Source organism: Pseudomonas sp. CCOS 191 (genome assembly GCF_001007005.1).
Classification (GTDB): Bacteria; Pseudomonadota; Gammaproteobacteria; order Pseudomonadales; family Pseudomonadaceae; genus Aquipseudomonas; species Aquipseudomonas soli.
In genome coordinates, this window is the sequence record NZ_LN847264.1 from 5,374,985 (window position 1) to 5,389,100 (window position 14,116).

Below are 14,116 nucleotides of genomic sequence, written 5' to 3' on the forward strand. Positions count from 1 at the left end.
GGAAACGGCCTCGTAAGCCGTGGCAGCAGCGCCCCCGCCTGGTTCACGGGGGCGTGCAAGTCACGTATCAGTTGAACAAACCGTAGAAGAACAGGCGGATGCTGTCCCACATGCGGCCGAAGAAACCTGCTTCCTCGACGCCGTCCAGGGCGATGAGGTCGGCACTGTGAACCACTTTCTCATCCAGTTTGACTTCCACTTTGCCGATCACGTCACCTTTGGCGATGGGCGCGGTCAGTTGCGGGTTCATGGTCATCGAAGCCTGGAGGCGTTTCAATTGGCCTTTAGGCATGGTCATGGTCAGATCGTTGGCCAGGCCGGCTTTCACCTGGTTGGTCGCGCCTTTCCATACCGGAGCTTGGGTCAGCTCGGTGCCCTTCTGGTAGAAGGTCTGGGTTTCGAAGAAGCGGAAACCGTAGGTCAGCAGCTTCTGGGTCTCGGCGGCCCGCGATTGCTCGCTGTTGGTACCGAACACCACGGCGATCAGGCGCTGGCCGTCGCGCACGGCCGAAGCGACCATGCAGTAGCCGGCCTCGTCGGTGTGGCCGGTCTTCAGGCCGTCGACGGTCTTGTCGCGCCACAGCAGCAGGTTGCGGTTAGGCTGCTTGATGTTGTTCCAGAAGAACTCTTTCTGCGAATAGATGGCGTAGTGCGCCGGATCTTCGTTGATGATCGCGCGCGCCAGCAGGGCCATGTCGTGGGCCGAGGAGTAGTGCTCCGGGTTCGGCAGGCCGGTGGGGTTCATGAAGTGGCTGTTGGCCATGCCCAGGTCGGTGGCGGTCTTGTTCATCATGTCGGCGAAGGCATCTTCGCTGCCGGCGATGTGCTCGGACAGGGCGACCGATGCATCGTTGCCGGATTGGATGATGATGCCGTGCAGCAGGTCGCTGACGGTCACTTGGCTGCCGACCTTGATGAACATGCGCGAACCGCCGGTGCGCCAGGCGTTCTCGCTGACGGTCACCGGGTCGTTCTCGCCAATCTGGCCACGACGGATGTCCAGGGTGGCGATGTAGGCGGTCATCAGCTTGGTCAGGCTGGCTGGCGGCAGGCGCTCGTCACCGTTGTTCTCGACCAGCACGTTGCCGCTGGACGCGTCCATGAGTACATAGGACTTGGCGGCCAGTTGCGGTGGTGCCGGCATCATCTGCTCCGCTGCGAAGGCAGCAGGCGTGATCAGCAGCAGAACAGGCAGGCAAAGTCGTTTGGCAAGGTTGGTGATGTTCATCCGTCTCTCGTAAATCGCTAATGGTCTGATGTTCCGTGGGCAAGTTCGTTTGCCCAGCGCCCCGTCAGTCTAGTTTTATGGCCTGTGGCCTGGCCCAAAAAGTGCGGCGTAATGCCGCTGCGGGCAAAAGCGGCATTGTACATACCTGCGACCGGCAATTCATGAACAAACCGACAGGTCGGTGTGCTGATTCATTGCTGGGCATGCCCGCTCCCACGCCGTTCGGACCACCTGGCATGGGCGCGGGTTCGCTGCGCGATGCCGCTCAGTCAGTCACGACTTTCGCCTGGCCGAGATTGGCCAGGCGAATGCTGTCCTGTGCCTGCTGGATCTCGCCCTGGCTGCTGATCGGTCCCAGGCGTACACGGTGCAGGGTCTGCTGGTTACGCACGACGGAGCTGATGAATACCGGCGCGCTGACCATGGTGCTCAGCTTCGAGCGCAGCAATTCGGCGGCGTCCGGGTTGGCGAACGCGCCCACTTGCAGGATGCTGCCGCCGCTGGCGTTCGGCACATTGTTGCCGCCCACCTGCACCGGCACCACCGGCGCCGCGTGCTGCTGCGGCGGAGGGGTCCACTGCTCGACGCGCCCGGTGCTGGCGGCGATCGGCTGGGCCTGGGCCACCTGCGGCTCCTTGAGCACCATCGGCGGCTGCTGACCACGCTGGGCCCACCATTGCTGCGGGTCGATGCCCTCGACGCGCACGTGCGCGGTGCCGCTTTCGGCATAGCCGAGCTTCTTCGCAGCAGCGTAGGACAGGTCGATGATACGGTCGGAATAGAACGGGCCACGATCGTTGACCCGCAGGATCACGCTGCGCCCGTTAGCCAGGTTGGTTACCCGCACGTAGGCCGGCAGCGGCAGGGTCTTGTGCGCCGCGCTCATGCCGTAGAGGTCATAGAGCTCGCCGTTGGCAGTGTTCTGGCCATGGAACTTGGTGCCGTACCACGACGCGGTGCCCTCGGCGCGGTAGTTGCGCGAGTCCTGCATCGGGTAGTAGGTCTTGCCCAGCACCGTGTAAGGGTTGGCCTTGTAGTTGCCGGTGTGCACGGTCGGGGTGGCGTCGGGGATCTTGTTGACGTCCACGTCCCACCAGGGCGCGCCATCCTTGTGGGCACGGTTGATGTCCAGGCCCGGTTGCGCGCGCACGGTGTTGCCGCTCTGCGGGGTGGAGGGCCGGCTCGACGAGCAACTGGCCAGCACCAGGCCAACGGCGACGCAGGTCAGCAGTTTTGCGGCATTTGCAGTGAAGAGTTCGCGCATTTACTTGACGCCCCGTGCCAGAACCAGCTGTTCCGAAAGCTGATGCACCGCCATGGCATACATCACGCTGCGGTTGTAGCGAGTGATCGCGTAGAAATTCTTCAGGCCCATCCAGTACTCAGGGCCATATTCACCTTCCAGGCGGAAGGCGGTGACCGGCAGATCATCGCGCAGCGCATCATGACTCGACCAGCCCAGCGCCCGCAACTGCGCGACCGTCTTCACCGGCTCGATGCCGCTGGTCAGGCCTTCGTCGGCGCGCTCGCCACGCACGGTGGCACGGCTGACCACAGGCTCCCCGGCCACCCAGCCGTGGCGCTTGAAGTAGCTGGCGACACTGCCGATGGCATCGTCCGGGTTGTTCCAGATATTGATGTGCCCGTCGCCGTCGAAGTCCACGGCATAGGCGCGGAAGCTGCTTGGCATGAACTGCGGCAGGCCCATGGCACCGGCGTAGGAGCCCTTGAGCGTGAGCGGATCGAGCTGCTCTTCGCGGGCCAGCAAGAGGAATTCGCGCAGCTCCTTGCGGAAGAATTCGGCGCGTGGCGGGTAATCGAAGCCCAGCGTCGACAGCGCGTCGATGACGCGATAGTTGCCGGTATTGCGGCCGAAGAAGGTTTCCACCCCGATGATCGAGACAATCACCTGCGCCGGCACGCCGTATTCCTGCTCGGCGCGGGCCAGCACGGCCTCGTGCTGGCGCCAGAAGTCCACGCCACGGGCGATGCGCGCATCAGTGATGAACATCGGGCGGTATTCCTTCCACGGCTTGACCCGTTCGGCCGGCCGCGAGATCGCGTCGAGGATCGCCTGCTTGCGCTGCACCTCGCGAAACACACCCATCAGTTGCTCGCCGGCAAAGCCGTAATCGCGAGTCATCTCGCCAACGAACTCGGCCACTTGCGGCGAGCCGTCATAGTCACCGGCATTGGCCTGCTGGACTGCGCCGAGCAGACCCAACGCGCCGAACCACGGCGCCAGGCGGGCAGCCCAGCCACGCACTGCTTGCATGAAATTCTTCACCTTTTTCAAACCTGTGCGATCCATTTGCGGTGCGTATGGATCGACATCAGAACGCCAAACGCTGACAGCAGCGTCACCAACGAAGTTCCGCCATAGCTGATAAAGGGCAGCGGCACGCCCACCACGGGCAGAAGGCCGCTGACCATACCGATATTGACGAACACATAAACAAAGAAGGTCATGGTCAGGCTGCCCGCGAGCAGCTTGCCGAACAGGGTCTGGGCCTGGGCGGTGATCATCAGCCCGCGACCGATCAACAGGATGTAGATCAGCAGCAGCAGGCAGATGCCGACCAGGCCGAACTCCTCGCCGAGCACGGCGATGATGAAGTCGGTGTGACTCTCGGGCAGGAAGTCCAGGTGCGACTGGGTGCCCAGCAGCCAGCCCTTGCCGAACACGCCGCCCGAACCGATCGCCGCCTTCGACTGGATGATGTTCCAGCCGGTGCCCAGCGGGTCGCTTTCCGGATCGAGGAAGGTCAGCACGCGCTGCTTCTGGTAGTCGTGCATGACGAAGAACCACATTGCCACCGCCACCGGCACCGCCGCCGCGATCACGCTGACGATCCAGCGCCAACGCAGCCCACCCATGAACAGCACGAAAGCGCCGGAGGCGAGGATCAGCAGCGCCGTGCCCAGGTCGGGCTGACGCACGATGAGAATGAACGGCACGCCGATCAGGATCAGGCTGATCGCCACATGCTTGAGGTGCGGCGGCAAGGTGCGCTTGGACAGGTACCAGGCGATGGTCGCCGGCATGATGATCTTCATGAATTCCGAGGGCTGGAAGCGGATCACCCCGGGAATGTTGATCCACCGTGTGGCGCCCATGGCGTTGTGGCCCATGACGTCCACCACGACCAGCAGGAACACCCCTGCCAGGTACGCCAGTGGCACCCAACGCGCCATGAAGCGCGGCTCGAGCTGGGCGATGATGAACATCGACACCAGGCCGATACCGAACGAGCTGGCCTGCTTCATCAGCAGGTCCCAGTTCTTGCCGCTGGCCGAATACAGCACGAACAGGCTGCCGGCGGCGAGCGTCAGCAGAATAAGCAGCAAGGGGCCGTCGATATGGATGCGCTGCAGGAAGCTGGCGCGCCTGCGCATCACGTCCTCGCTGGAGAGCATGCGGTCGAAGTTGTTCTTCACGGGGCCGATTCCTGGGCGACTGTGGCGGGGGCGAACTCGGGCTTGAGCCGGCCATTCTCGTCAAGCAGCCAGGCATCCATGACCTGACGTACCACGGGGGCAGCGACACCGGAGCCGGACTCGCCGTTCTCGACCATCACCGAGACCACGATCCTGGGGTCGTCGGCCGGGGCGAAGGCGACAAACAGGGCGTGGTCGCGGTGGCGCTCCTGGAGTTTGTTGCGGTCGTACTTCTCGCCCTGCTTGATCGCCACCACCTGGGCGGTACCGCTCTTGCCGGCAATGCGGTACTGCGAGCCGATGGCGGCCTTGCGGGCGGTACCTCGGGCGCCGTGCATCACCTGCTCCATGCCATGGGTGACCCGGGCCCAGTCGGACTTATCGCGCAGTACGATGTTTTCCATGGGGTTCTCGTCCACCGGCGGCTGGCCTTCGATGGTCTTGGCCAAGTGCGGGCGGTTCCACACGCCCTTGTTGGCGATCAGCGCGGTGGCCTGGGCCAACTGCAGCGGCGTGGTCTGCATATAGCCCTGACCGATGCCGAGAATCAGCGTTTCGCCGGGGAACCAGGCCTGCCGGCGGGTGGCGCGCTTCCACTCGCGGGACGGCATCAAGCCGGGCGACTCCTCGAACATGTCGAGAGCGACCTTCTGCCCGATACCGAACTTGTTCATGTAGCTGGACAGCCGATCGATGCCCATCTTGTGCGCAAGATCGTAGAAATACGTATCGTTTGACCGCATGATCGCCACATCCAGATCAACCCAGCCATCGCCGGTGCGGTTCCAGTTGCGGTATTTGTGATCGTAGTTGGGCAGTTGGTAGTAACCCGGGTCGAACACCCGGCTGCCTGCCGTCACCACGCCACTGTCGAGCCCGGCGATCGCCACCGCCGGCTTGATGGTCGAGCCCGGCGGGTAGAGGCCGCGCAGCACGCGGTTGAACAGCGGCCGGTCGATCGAGTCGCGCAGTTCGGCGTAGGCCTTGAAACCGATGCCGGTAACGAACAGGTTGGGGTCGAAACTCGGCTGGCTGACCATCGCCAGCACCTCGCCGGTGCGCGGGTCGAGGGCGACGATGGCGCCACGGCGCCCGCCCAACGCCTGCTCGGCGGCTTCCTGCAGCTTGATGTCGAGGCTCAGGACAATATCCTTGCCCGGCTTCGGATCGGTGCGTTTGAGCACCCGCAGCACCCGGCCCCGAGCGTTGGTCTCGACTTCCTCGTAGCCCACCTGGCCATGCAGTTCGTCTTCATAGAAGCGCTCGATGCCGGTCTTGCCGATATGGTGGGTACCGCTGTAGTTCACCGGGTCGAGGGTCTTGAGTTCCTTCTCGTTGATGCGCCCGACATAGCCCACCGAATGGGCGAAGTGCGCGCCCTGGGGATAGTGGCGAACCAGCTGCGCCGCCACCTCTACCCCAGGCAGGCGGAACTGGTTGACCGCGATGCGGGCGATCTGTTCTTCGTTGAGCTCGAACAGGATCGGCACCGGCTCGAACGGCCTGCGCCCCTGCTTCATGCGCTTTTCGAACAGGGCACGGTCGTCAGGGGTAAGCTCGAGCACCTCGACGATCACGTCCAGCACATCCTGCCATTTGCCCGCGTTGCCAGCGCGTTCGCGGGTCATCACCAGGCTGAAGCTGGGGCGGTTGTCGGCCACCACCACGCCGTTGCGGTCGAAGATCAGCCCGCGTGTCGGCGGGATCGGCTGCACATGCACCCGGTTGTTCTCCGACAGCGTCGAGTGATAGTCGTACTGGATGACCTGCAGGTAATACAGCCGGGCGATCAATACGCAGACGAGCAGCACCACCGCCACGGCGCCCACGACGACGCGGTTGCGCACCAGGCGGGCGTCTTTCTCGTGGTCCTTGAGGCGGATCTGCTGCGGCATCGGACAGGCTTACAGGTTCATTTGTGGTAGGGATGCCCGGACAACACGGTCCAGGCGCGGTAGATCTGCTCGCCGATGAGTATCCTTACCAACGGGTGCGGCAACGTCAGCGGCGACAACGACCAGCGCTGCTCGCTGCGTGCGCAGACTTCCGGCGCCAGCCCTTCCGGGCCGCCCACCATCAGGTTGACCGTACGCGCATCCAGGCGCCAACGGTCCAGCTCGCCCGCCAGTTGCTCGGTACTCCAGGGCTTGCCATGGACCTCGAGGGTGACGATGCGTTCCCCAGGCTGCACCTTGCTCAACATCGCCTCGCCCTCCTGACGGATCAGGCGGGCGACATCGGCGTTCTTGCCGCGGGTGTTCAGCGGGATTTCCACCAGCTCCAGCGCAAGCTCCGGGGGCAGGCGCTTGGCATATTCATGCCAGCCTTCCTCGACCCACTTGGGCATGCGCGAGCCGACCGCGATCAGGCGCAGACGCACGACGCTTCCTTATTCCCGGTCCTTGAGCTTGTCGGAGTACTCGTGAGCGTGCTCCGGGCTGTGGTGCTTGCCGTCGTTGGCGCGGCTCTGCTCGGCGCCCAGCCACAGGCGTTCCAGGTCGTAGAACTGGCGGGCGGCGGCGGTCATCATGTGCACGATGACGTCGTTCAGGTCCAGCAGCACCCAGTCGCTGTCGCCCTTGCCTTCTTCGCCCAGTGGCTGTGCGCCCTTGGCCTTGACCGCTTCACGGACCTTTTCCAGCATCGCGTTGATCTGGCGGTTGGAAGTACCGGTGGCGATGATCATGTAGTCGGTCAGGCTGTGCTTTTCACGCACGTCGATGACCTGGATGTCCTGGGCCTTGACGTCTTCCAGCGCGGCCTTGGTCAGTTCGACCAGTTCTTCGCCGCTGATGCCGTTGATTTTCTGCTTGGTCATATAAAACTCGTTCAACTCATTGATTGAGGCGCCCATGGGCGCCGTCAGTTGGACGCACGATACAGGTCGTGCGCCTCGATGTAGGCCAGTACTGCGTCCGGCACCAGGAACCGCACCGACTTGCCGCTGGCCAGCAGCTGTCGGATCTGCGTGGCGGACACCGCGAGCGGGGTCTGCCAGACGAACGAAATGTGCCCCGCCGGGCCGGACATGGCGGTGGGATCGCTCTCCGAGCGCGCCGCCAGCAGGTTGCGCAGCTCGTCAGGGGGTTCGACATCGGCATCCGGGCGTTGCAGCACCAGGATGTGACAGTGTTGCAGCAGCTCTTCCCAGCGATGCCAGCTGGGCAGGCCGCAGAATGCGTCCCAGCCCAGCACCAGGAACAACTGGTCGTGCGCGTTCAGTTCGCCGCGGATCGACTCCAGCGTGTCGATGGTGTACGACGGTTTGTCGCGGGCCAGCTCGCGGGCATCCACGCTCAGGCGCTCGACGCCCTGCACGGCGCCGCGCACCATGGCCAGGCGGTCCTGCGCGGCCACCAGCGGGGTGTCGCGGTGCGGTGGCCGGGCGTTGGGCAGCAGGCGCAGTTCGTCCAGGCACATGAATTCGGCCACTTCCAGCGCACTGCGCAGGTGGCCGATATGCACCGGGTCGAAGGTGCCGCCGAGAATGCCGACGCGCCGGACTGCGACAGGGTTGCTCAACTCAGCACGGCTCCTGGCCGCGCAGCTGGCCATCGCCGATCACCACGTACTTCTCGCAGGTCAGGCCTTCCAGGCCGACCGGGCCGCGGGCATGCAGCTTGTCGGTGGAGATACCGATTTCCGCGCCCAGACCGTATTCGAAGCCATCGGCGAAGCAGGTCGGAGTGTTGAGCATGACCGACGCCGAGTCGACCTCGGCCATGAAGCGCCGGGCCTGGCCCTGGTGCTCGGTGATGATCGAATCGGTGTGGTGCGAGCCATAGTGGTTGATGTGCTCGATGGCCTGCTCCAGGCCGTCGACCACGCGAATCGACAGGATCGCGTCAAGATATTCGGTGTGCCAGTCGTCGTCGCTGGCCGGCTTGGCGTCGATGAACGCCCGGGTGCGCTCGCAACCGCGCAGTTCGACGCCCTTGTCCTGGAAACGACGGGCCATTTCCGGCAGGAAGCGCTCGGCCACCGACTGGTCCACCAACAGCGTCTCCATGGCGCCGCAGATACCGTAACGGTAGGTCTTGGCGTTGAAGGCAACGCGCCAGGCCTTGTCCAGGTCGGCGTGGGCATCGACGAAGATGTGGCAGATACCGTCCAGGTGCTTGATCACCGGTACCCGGGCATCGCGGCTGATGCGTTCGATCAGGCCGCGGCCGCCACGGGGCACGATGACATCGACGAATTCCGGCATGCTGATCAGCGCGCCCACGGCTTCGCGGTCGGTGGTCTCGACCACCTGCACCACTGCCGGCGGCAGGCCGGCTTCGGCCAGGCCACGCTGGATGCAGGTGGCGATGGCACGGTTGGAATGGATGGCTTCGGAGCCGCCGCGCAGGATGGTGGCGTTGCCCGACTTCAGGCACAGGCTGGCGGCGTCGATGGTCACGTTGGGGCGCGACTCGTAGATGATACCGATCACCCCCAGCGGCACGCGCATCTTGCCGACCTGGATCCCCGACGGGCGGTAGCTCATGTCGCGGAGGGCGCCGACCGGGTCCGGCAGGCTGGCCACCTGGCGCAGGCCGGTGATCATGCCGTCGATGCGCGCCGGGGTCAGCGCCAGGCGCTCGAGCAGCGCGGGTTCCAGGCCGTTCTTGCGGCCATTGGCCAGGTCCTGATCGTTGGCTGCGGTGAGCGCGTCACGGGCCGCGTCGAGAGCGTCGGCGGCGGCCTGCAGGGCGCGGTTCTTCTGCGCGGTGCTGGCACGGCCGATCACCCGCGAGGCCTCACGGGCGGCGCGACCCAGGCGGGTCATGTAGTCAAGAACGGACTCGGTCATGGGTTCGGTGTCTTGGCAAAGGGGAAATCGGCTGATTATAACTGGAGCGCTCGGGTACGCCCAGCGGCGGGTGGCGGATGGTAGAAAATGCTGGAAGGAATGTGTAGAAAAGATGTAACCACCCATCTCGAAACATACCTCAGCGTCATCGCGGGGCACGCCCGCTCCCACGCCCTACGGGGCATGCAGCCATTTGCGTGGGAGCGGGCTTGCCCCGCGATAGCGTCAACTTGATTCAGCCTCGATTAAGCCATTCATTGCTATCATCCCCGCCTTCACAGCCACGAACCGCCCGTATGTCCACCCCAGCCCCCTGCCCGGCCCGTGCCCTGCCCGACAGTTTCTTCGATCGCGATGCGCAGACCCTCGCCCGCGACCTGCTGGGCAAGGTCATCCGTCACCGCCAGGGCGACCTCTGGCTGGCGGCGCGCATCATCGAAACCGAGGCCTACTACCTCACCGACAAGGGCAGCCATGCGTCCCTGGGTTTCACCGAGAAGCGCAAGGCGCTGTTCCTCGATGGCGGGCATATCTACATGTACTACGCCCGCGGCGGCGACTCACTGAACTTCAGCGCCCAGGGCCCGGGCAACGCGGTGCTGATCAAGTCCGCCTACCCCTGGATCGACGCCATCTCCGACGCCAACAGCCTGGCCCGGATGCAACTGAACAACCCCGACGCCAGCGGCAACCTGCGCCCGCCCGAGCGCCTGTGCAACGGCCAGACCCTGCTGTGCCGGGCCATGGGCCTGAAGGTGCCGCACTGGGATGCCCGGCGTTTCGACCCCGAGCGCCTGTACGTCGAGGATTGCGGCATCGCGGTACCGCGGGTGATCCAGACCACCCGCCTGGGCATACCCGATGGCCGCGACGAACATTTGCCCTACCGCTTCGTCGATGCCGATTACGCCCGCCACTGCACCCGAAACCCGCAGCGACGCGGCCAGGTCGAAGGGCAAGACTTCTTCATGCTTGAACAAGGAAACTGAACCATGGGCCAATGGCTGGACAGCCTGACCACCTGGCTTGGCGCCAACCCCCAGTGGCTGGGCCTGGCAATCTTCATCGTGGCCTGCGTCGAATGCCTGGCCATCGCCGGCATCATCGTGCCCGGCACCGTGCTGTTGTTCGCGGTCGCCGTGCTGGCCGGCAGCGGCACCTTCAGCCTGGGCGAAACGCTTTTGCTGGGTTTCCTCGGCGGCATGCTCGGCGACGCGATCTCTTATGCCATCGGCAAGTACTTCCACCAGAACATCCGCCGCCTGCCGTTGCTGCGCAGCCACCCGGAGTGGATCGGCAGCGCCGAGGCGTACTTCCAGCGCTATGGTATCGCCAGCCTGCTGGTCGGCCGCTTCATCGGCCCGCTGCGGCCGATGCTGCCGATGGTCGCCGGCATGTTCGACATGCCACTGCCGCGCTTCATCGCGGTAAGCCTGGTGGCTGGCGCTGGCTGGTCGGTGGCTTACCTGCTGCCCGGCTGGGCCACCGGCGCGGCGATGCGCCTGCCACTGCCGGAGGGCTTCTGGCTGGACGCGGGGATTGTCATGGGCACCCTGGCGGTGCTGATCGGCCTGAGCCTGAGCACCAGCATCCGCGATCAACGCCACGGCACCCGCCTGATCGCCGCCCTCAGTGGCCTGGCGGTAGCCGCGCTGTTCATCGGCTGGCGCTACTTGAGCGAATTCGACCAGGGCGTGATGACCCTGGTGCAGGAGCACCGCAGCCAAGCCATCGACGGCGCCGTGGTGGTAATTACCCGCCTGGGCGACTTCCGTACCCAGTTCTTCCTCGGTGGCCTGCTCACGGGCTTGTTGCTGTTGGCCCGGCAATGGCGCCACGCGCTGTTCGCCGGCGCGACACTGATCGGCACAGCCCTGGCCAACGGCACGCTGAAATGGTTGTTCGCCCGCGCCCGCCCCGAGGTGCTGACCGACCCGCTGACCAGCTACAGCATGCCCAGCGGGCATAGCTCGGCATCGTTCGCCTTCTTCCTGGTGCTGGCGGTGCTGGCCGGGCGCGGCCAACCGCCGCGCATGCGCCTGACCTGGGTGCTGCTGGGGTGCATTCCGGCCCTGGCCATCGCGCTGTCGCGGGTATACCTGGGCGCGCACTGGCCGACCGATATCCTCGCCGGCGCGCTGCTGGCATGCTGCGTGTGCGCGCTTAGCCTGACCCTGGTGCAATATCGCCAGCCGCTCACGGCGCTGCCGCAGCGGGTATGGTGGCTGGTATTGCCAGCGTGCATCGCGTTGCTGACGTTCTTTGCCCTGCACGCGCTGCCCAAGGCGCTGCTGCGCTACCAATACTGACGGCCATCACCGGGCAGCCCGCTCCTGCCGATCATCGGAGCGGGCCTGGATGGTTCAGGCGAACAATTCGCCCTGGATTCGCTCCAACAATGCCTGGATCGCCTCCAGTCTCAACTGCGGCGAATCGATGGCCAGCAGGTCGAGCTTGTCCTCTTCCACGAACGGCAACAGGTAGGCCAACTGGTTGGCCAATGCCTGTCGCCCGTCGACATCCCGCGGCATGTCCAGCGCCTCGACCATCGGGTGTTCGCCCAGGGCCAGCAGCAGCGCCAGCAGGTCATCGTCCTGCTCCTGCAACGGTCCGTCCGCCAGCTCCGACAGCCACTGCACCTCGCCGACCATCAACTGGTCCTTCCGCACCTCGGTGCGCTCGACACGAAAACGCCGCACGCCTTCGACGCGGATGCCCAGCAGGCCGTTGTCCTGCTGCACGAAGTCGCGGATCAGTGCCTCGCAGCCGACCGACGCCACCACCGGCGCCGCCTTGCCCACCTGCTCGCCTTCCAGGATGCATACCACGCCGAAGCCTTCACCCTGCTTCATGCAACGGCCGATCATGTCCAGGTAGCGCGCCTCGAAAATCTGCAGATCGAGCAGGCAACCGGGGAACAGCACGGTATTGAGGGGAAACAGCGGTAATGTCATCTCGATTCCTCAAGCCACCAGGCTGACCGCCAACGGCAGGAAAACCGCCGTGGCCACTCCCATAAGGCTCATCGCCAGCGCGGCGAAGGCGCCGCATTCGTCACTTTCCTGCAAGGCCACCGACGTGCCCACCGCGTGAGCGGTGACGCCCAGCGCCATGCCCCGGGCCTCGGGGCTGAGCACGCCGAAGCGGCTCAGCAGCGCCGGGCCGAAGATCGCGCCGATCACCCCGGTGATCAGCACGAACACCGCAGCCAGGGCCGCCACGCCACCAATCTGCTCGGCCACCAGCATGGCGATCGGCGAGGTGACCGACTTCGGCGCCATGGTCATCAGGATCATGTGCTCGGCGCCAAACCACCAGCCCAGCGCCAGGCATGCCACGGTGGCGAACAGGCCTCCGATTACCAGCGTAGTAAATGTCGGCCAGAACAGCTGGCGGATCCGCCGCAGGTTCAGGTAGAGCGGCACCGCCAGGGCCACGGTGGCCGGGCCCAGGAGGATGTTCATGATCTCGGTGCTCTTGCGGTACTCGGCGTAGTCGATGCCGCAGACAAGCAGGATGCCGATCACCACCAGCATCGACACCAGCACCGGTTGCAGGAAGATCCAGCGGGTCTTTTCATAACCTGCCAGCACCAACTGGTAGGCGGCCAGTGTGATGCCGATACCGAACAGGGGATGGTGGATGACCGCGTCGAGCGCGCCGTGCCAATCGAGGGTCATGGCTGCTCCTCGTGCCTGCCCTGGCGCTGGATGAGCTTCTGCATCAGCACGCCGACGAACACCAGGGTCGCCAGGCAGGAGATCAACAGCGCCCCGACGATGGCCCAGAAGTCGGCGGCGATGTCCCTGGCATAGACCATCACCCCCACGGCCGGCGGCACCAGCAGCAGCGGCAGGTAGCGCAACAGGCTGCCAGCGGCTTCGTTGAGCGGCTGGCCGACTTCGCCACGAACCATCAGGAACACCAGCAGCAGCAACAGGCCGATGATGGGCCCGGGCAGGATGTGCAGGAACAAGTGGTTGATCGCCGTTCCCAGCAACTGGAACAGCACCAGCCAGGTCAGACCACGCAACAGCATAGGGACCTCCGTCAGAACATGGCGGCCATTATAAGCACGCTAAGCAATTGCCTATAAGGCGATATTCGGCGAAAAGCGGGCAACTTGACTGAAACGGTGCAGCGTGCTGATCTTGAACATTCGTACCAAATGACAATCTGGAGATGTCGCGATGCCCTATGTACCCGTTACAGAGCTTTCGCAGTACGTTGGCAAGGAGCTGGGCCGTTCCCAATGGCTGAAGATCGACCAACAACGCATCAACCTGTTCGCCGAAGCCACCGGCGATTTCCAGTTCATCCATGTCGATCCGGTGAAAGCGGCCAAGACCCCGTTCGGCAGTACTATCGCCCATGGTTTCCTTACCCTGTCGCTGATCCCCAAGTTGATGGAAGACATCCTCGTGCTGCCCGAGGGGCTGAAGATGGTGGTCAACTATGGCCTGGACAGCGTGCGCTTCATCCAGCCGGTGAAGGTCGACAGCCAGGTACGACTCAAGGTCGACCTGACCGACGCCACCGAGAAGAAGCCCGGGCAATGGCTGCTCAAGGCCACAGTCACCCTTGAAATCGAAGGCGAAGAGAAACCGGCCTACATCGCCGAACCACTGTCACTCTGCTTCGTCTGACCACCACAC

At 64.6% G+C, this 14,116-nt stretch carries 15 protein-coding genes; 3 read left to right on the forward strand and 12 right to left on the reverse strand.

Annotated features, from left to right (window positions below; all coding sequences use genetic code 11):
• Positions 1-67: 67 nt before the first annotated feature.
• The 9 genes from CCOS191_RS23955 to CCOS191_RS23995 form a co-directional block, all read right to left on the reverse strand.
• Positions 68-1,228, reverse strand: a complete 1,161-nt coding sequence (locus CCOS191_RS23955) for a D-alanyl-D-alanine carboxypeptidase family protein (RefSeq protein ID WP_046857279.1) — start codon at positions 1,226-1,228, stop codon at positions 68-70.
• Positions 1,229-1,493: 265 nt separating this feature from the next.
• Positions 1,494-2,492 (reverse strand): septal ring lytic transglycosylase RlpA family protein, encoded by a 999-nt coding sequence (locus CCOS191_RS23960; RefSeq protein WP_046857280.1) that lies wholly within the window; start codon positions 2,490-2,492, stop codon positions 1,494-1,496.
• A complete protein-coding gene (gene mltB / locus CCOS191_RS23965; RefSeq protein ID WP_031315361.1) occupies positions 2,493-3,503 on the reverse strand; it encodes a lytic murein transglycosylase B in 1,011 nt (336 codons plus the stop codon).
• A gap of 17 nt (positions 3,504-3,520) precedes the next feature.
• Positions 3,521-4,624, reverse strand: a complete 1,104-nt coding sequence (rodA, locus tag CCOS191_RS23970) for a rod shape-determining protein RodA (protein WP_046857913.1) — start codon at positions 4,622-4,624, stop codon at positions 3,521-3,523.
• A 38-nt stretch (positions 4,625-4,662) separates the two neighbouring features.
• Positions 4,663-6,561, reverse strand: coding sequence for a penicillin-binding protein 2 (gene mrdA / locus CCOS191_RS23975; protein WP_046857281.1), 1,899 nt, complete (start codon positions 6,559-6,561; stop codon positions 4,663-4,665).
• A gap of 17 nt (positions 6,562-6,578) precedes the next feature.
• Positions 6,579-7,046 (reverse strand): 23S rRNA (pseudouridine(1915)-N(3))-methyltransferase RlmH, encoded by a 468-nt coding sequence (gene rlmH / locus CCOS191_RS23980; RefSeq protein WP_023631106.1) that lies wholly within the window; start codon positions 7,044-7,046, stop codon positions 6,579-6,581.
• Positions 7,047-7,055: 9 nt separating this feature from the next.
• Positions 7,056-7,484 (reverse strand): ribosome silencing factor, encoded by a 429-nt coding sequence (gene rsfS / locus CCOS191_RS23985; RefSeq protein ID WP_031315360.1) that lies wholly within the window; start codon positions 7,482-7,484, stop codon positions 7,056-7,058.
• A gap of 44 nt (positions 7,485-7,528) precedes the next feature.
• The gene (gene nadD / locus CCOS191_RS23990; RefSeq protein WP_046857282.1) at positions 7,529-8,221 is read right to left on the reverse strand and encodes a nicotinate-nucleotide adenylyltransferase; all 693 of its coding nucleotides are present in this window, start codon (positions 8,219-8,221) and stop codon (positions 7,529-7,531) included.
• Complete coding sequence (locus tag CCOS191_RS23995; protein ID WP_046857283.1) at positions 8,190-9,461, reverse strand: glutamate-5-semialdehyde dehydrogenase; 1,272 nt, start codon at positions 9,459-9,461, stop codon at positions 8,190-8,192. Before CCOS191_RS23995 ends, nadD begins: the two co-directional genes overlap by 32 nt.
• A 296-nt stretch (positions 9,462-9,757) precedes the next feature.
• Between CCOS191_RS23995 and CCOS191_RS24000 the strand changes: the two genes are divergently transcribed.
• Both CCOS191_RS24000 and CCOS191_RS24005 read left to right on the forward strand, forming a co-directional pair.
• Entirely contained in the window at positions 9,758-10,450 is a 693-nt protein-coding gene (locus tag CCOS191_RS24000) for a DNA-3-methyladenine glycosylase (protein WP_046857284.1), read from the forward strand.
• Between the two features lie 3 nt (positions 10,451-10,453).
• Positions 10,454-11,770, forward strand: coding sequence for a bifunctional DedA family/phosphatase PAP2 family protein (locus CCOS191_RS24005; protein ID WP_046857285.1), 1,317 nt, complete (start codon positions 10,454-10,456; stop codon positions 11,768-11,770).
• Between the two features lie 54 nt (positions 11,771-11,824).
• Here CCOS191_RS24005 and CCOS191_RS24010 read toward each other — a convergent pair whose 3' ends face one another.
• The 3 genes from CCOS191_RS24010 to CCOS191_RS24020 are packed head-to-tail and all read right to left on the reverse strand — an operon-like array spanning position 11,825 to position 13,500.
• The gene (locus CCOS191_RS24010; protein WP_046857286.1) at positions 11,825-12,415 is read right to left on the reverse strand and encodes an LON peptidase substrate-binding domain-containing protein; all 591 of its coding nucleotides are present in this window, start codon (positions 12,413-12,415) and stop codon (positions 11,825-11,827) included.
• Positions 12,416-12,424: 9 nt separating this feature from the next.
• Positions 12,425-13,141 carry an LrgB family protein gene (locus CCOS191_RS24015; RefSeq protein WP_046857287.1) on the reverse strand — a complete coding sequence of 239 codons (717 nt, stop codon included), beginning with the start codon at positions 13,139-13,141 and terminating at the stop codon, positions 12,425-12,427.
• On the reverse strand, positions 13,138-13,500 hold the full coding sequence (locus CCOS191_RS24020) for a CidA/LrgA family protein (protein WP_046857288.1): 363 nt from the start codon (positions 13,498-13,500) through the stop codon (positions 13,138-13,140). Before CCOS191_RS24020 ends, CCOS191_RS24015 begins: the two co-directional genes overlap by 4 nt.
• Positions 13,501-13,651: 151 nt before the next feature.
• Here CCOS191_RS24020 and CCOS191_RS24025 point away from each other — a divergent pair, with 151 nt between their 5' ends.
• A complete protein-coding gene (locus tag CCOS191_RS24025; RefSeq protein ID WP_046857289.1) occupies positions 13,652-14,107 on the forward strand; it encodes a MaoC family dehydratase in 456 nt (151 codons plus the stop codon).
• Positions 14,108-14,116: the final 9 nt, after the last annotated feature.

What these genes read in the sequence shown, in the direction of transcription:
- CCOS191_RS23955 (WP_046857279.1), bottom strand. Translation starts at nt 1,228, where the DNA reads ATGAACATCACCAACCTTGCCAAACGACTTTGCCTGCCTGTTCTGCTG.
- CCOS191_RS23960 (WP_046857280.1), bottom strand. Translation starts at nt 2,492, where the DNA reads ATGCGCGAACTCTTCACTGCAAATGCCGCAAAACTGCTGACCTGCGTC.
- mltB (WP_031315361.1), bottom strand. Translation starts at nt 3,503, where the DNA reads ATGCAAGCAGTGCGTGGCTGGGCTGCCCGCCTGGCGCCGTGGTTCGGC.
- rodA (WP_046857913.1), bottom strand. Translation starts at nt 4,624, where the DNA reads ATGCGCAGGCGCGCCAGCTTCCTGCAGCGCATCCATATCGACGGCCCC.
- mrdA (WP_046857281.1), bottom strand. Translation starts at nt 6,561, where the DNA reads ATGCCGCAGCAGATCCGCCTCAAGGACCACGAGAAAGACGCCCGCCTG.
- rsfS (WP_031315360.1), bottom strand. Translation starts at nt 7,484, where the DNA reads ATGACCAAGCAGAAAATCAACGGCATCAGCGGCGAAGAACTGGTCGAA.
- nadD (WP_046857282.1), bottom strand. Translation starts at nt 8,221, where the DNA reads ATGGCCAGCTGCGCGGCCAGGAGCCGTGCTGAGTTGAGCAACCCTGTC.
- CCOS191_RS23995 (WP_046857283.1), bottom strand. Translation starts at nt 9,461, where the DNA reads ATGACCGAGTCCGTTCTTGACTACATGACCCGCCTGGGTCGCGCCGCC.
- CCOS191_RS24000 (WP_046857284.1), top strand. Translation starts at nt 9,758, where the DNA reads ATGTCCACCCCAGCCCCCTGCCCGGCCCGTGCCCTGCCCGACAGTTTC.
- CCOS191_RS24005 (WP_046857285.1), top strand. Translation starts at nt 10,454, where the DNA reads ATGGGCCAATGGCTGGACAGCCTGACCACCTGGCTTGGCGCCAACCCC.
- CCOS191_RS24010 (WP_046857286.1), bottom strand. Translation starts at nt 12,415, where the DNA reads ATGACATTACCGCTGTTTCCCCTCAATACCGTGCTGTTCCCCGGTTGC.
- CCOS191_RS24015 (WP_046857287.1), bottom strand. Translation starts at nt 13,141, where the DNA reads ATGACCCTCGATTGGCACGGCGCGCTCGACGCGGTCATCCACCATCCC.
- CCOS191_RS24020 (WP_046857288.1), bottom strand. Translation starts at nt 13,500, where the DNA reads ATGCTGTTGCGTGGTCTGACCTGGCTGGTGCTGTTCCAGTTGCTGGGA.
- CCOS191_RS24025 (WP_046857289.1), top strand. Translation starts at nt 13,652, where the DNA reads ATGCCCTATGTACCCGTTACAGAGCTTTCGCAGTACGTTGGCAAGGAG.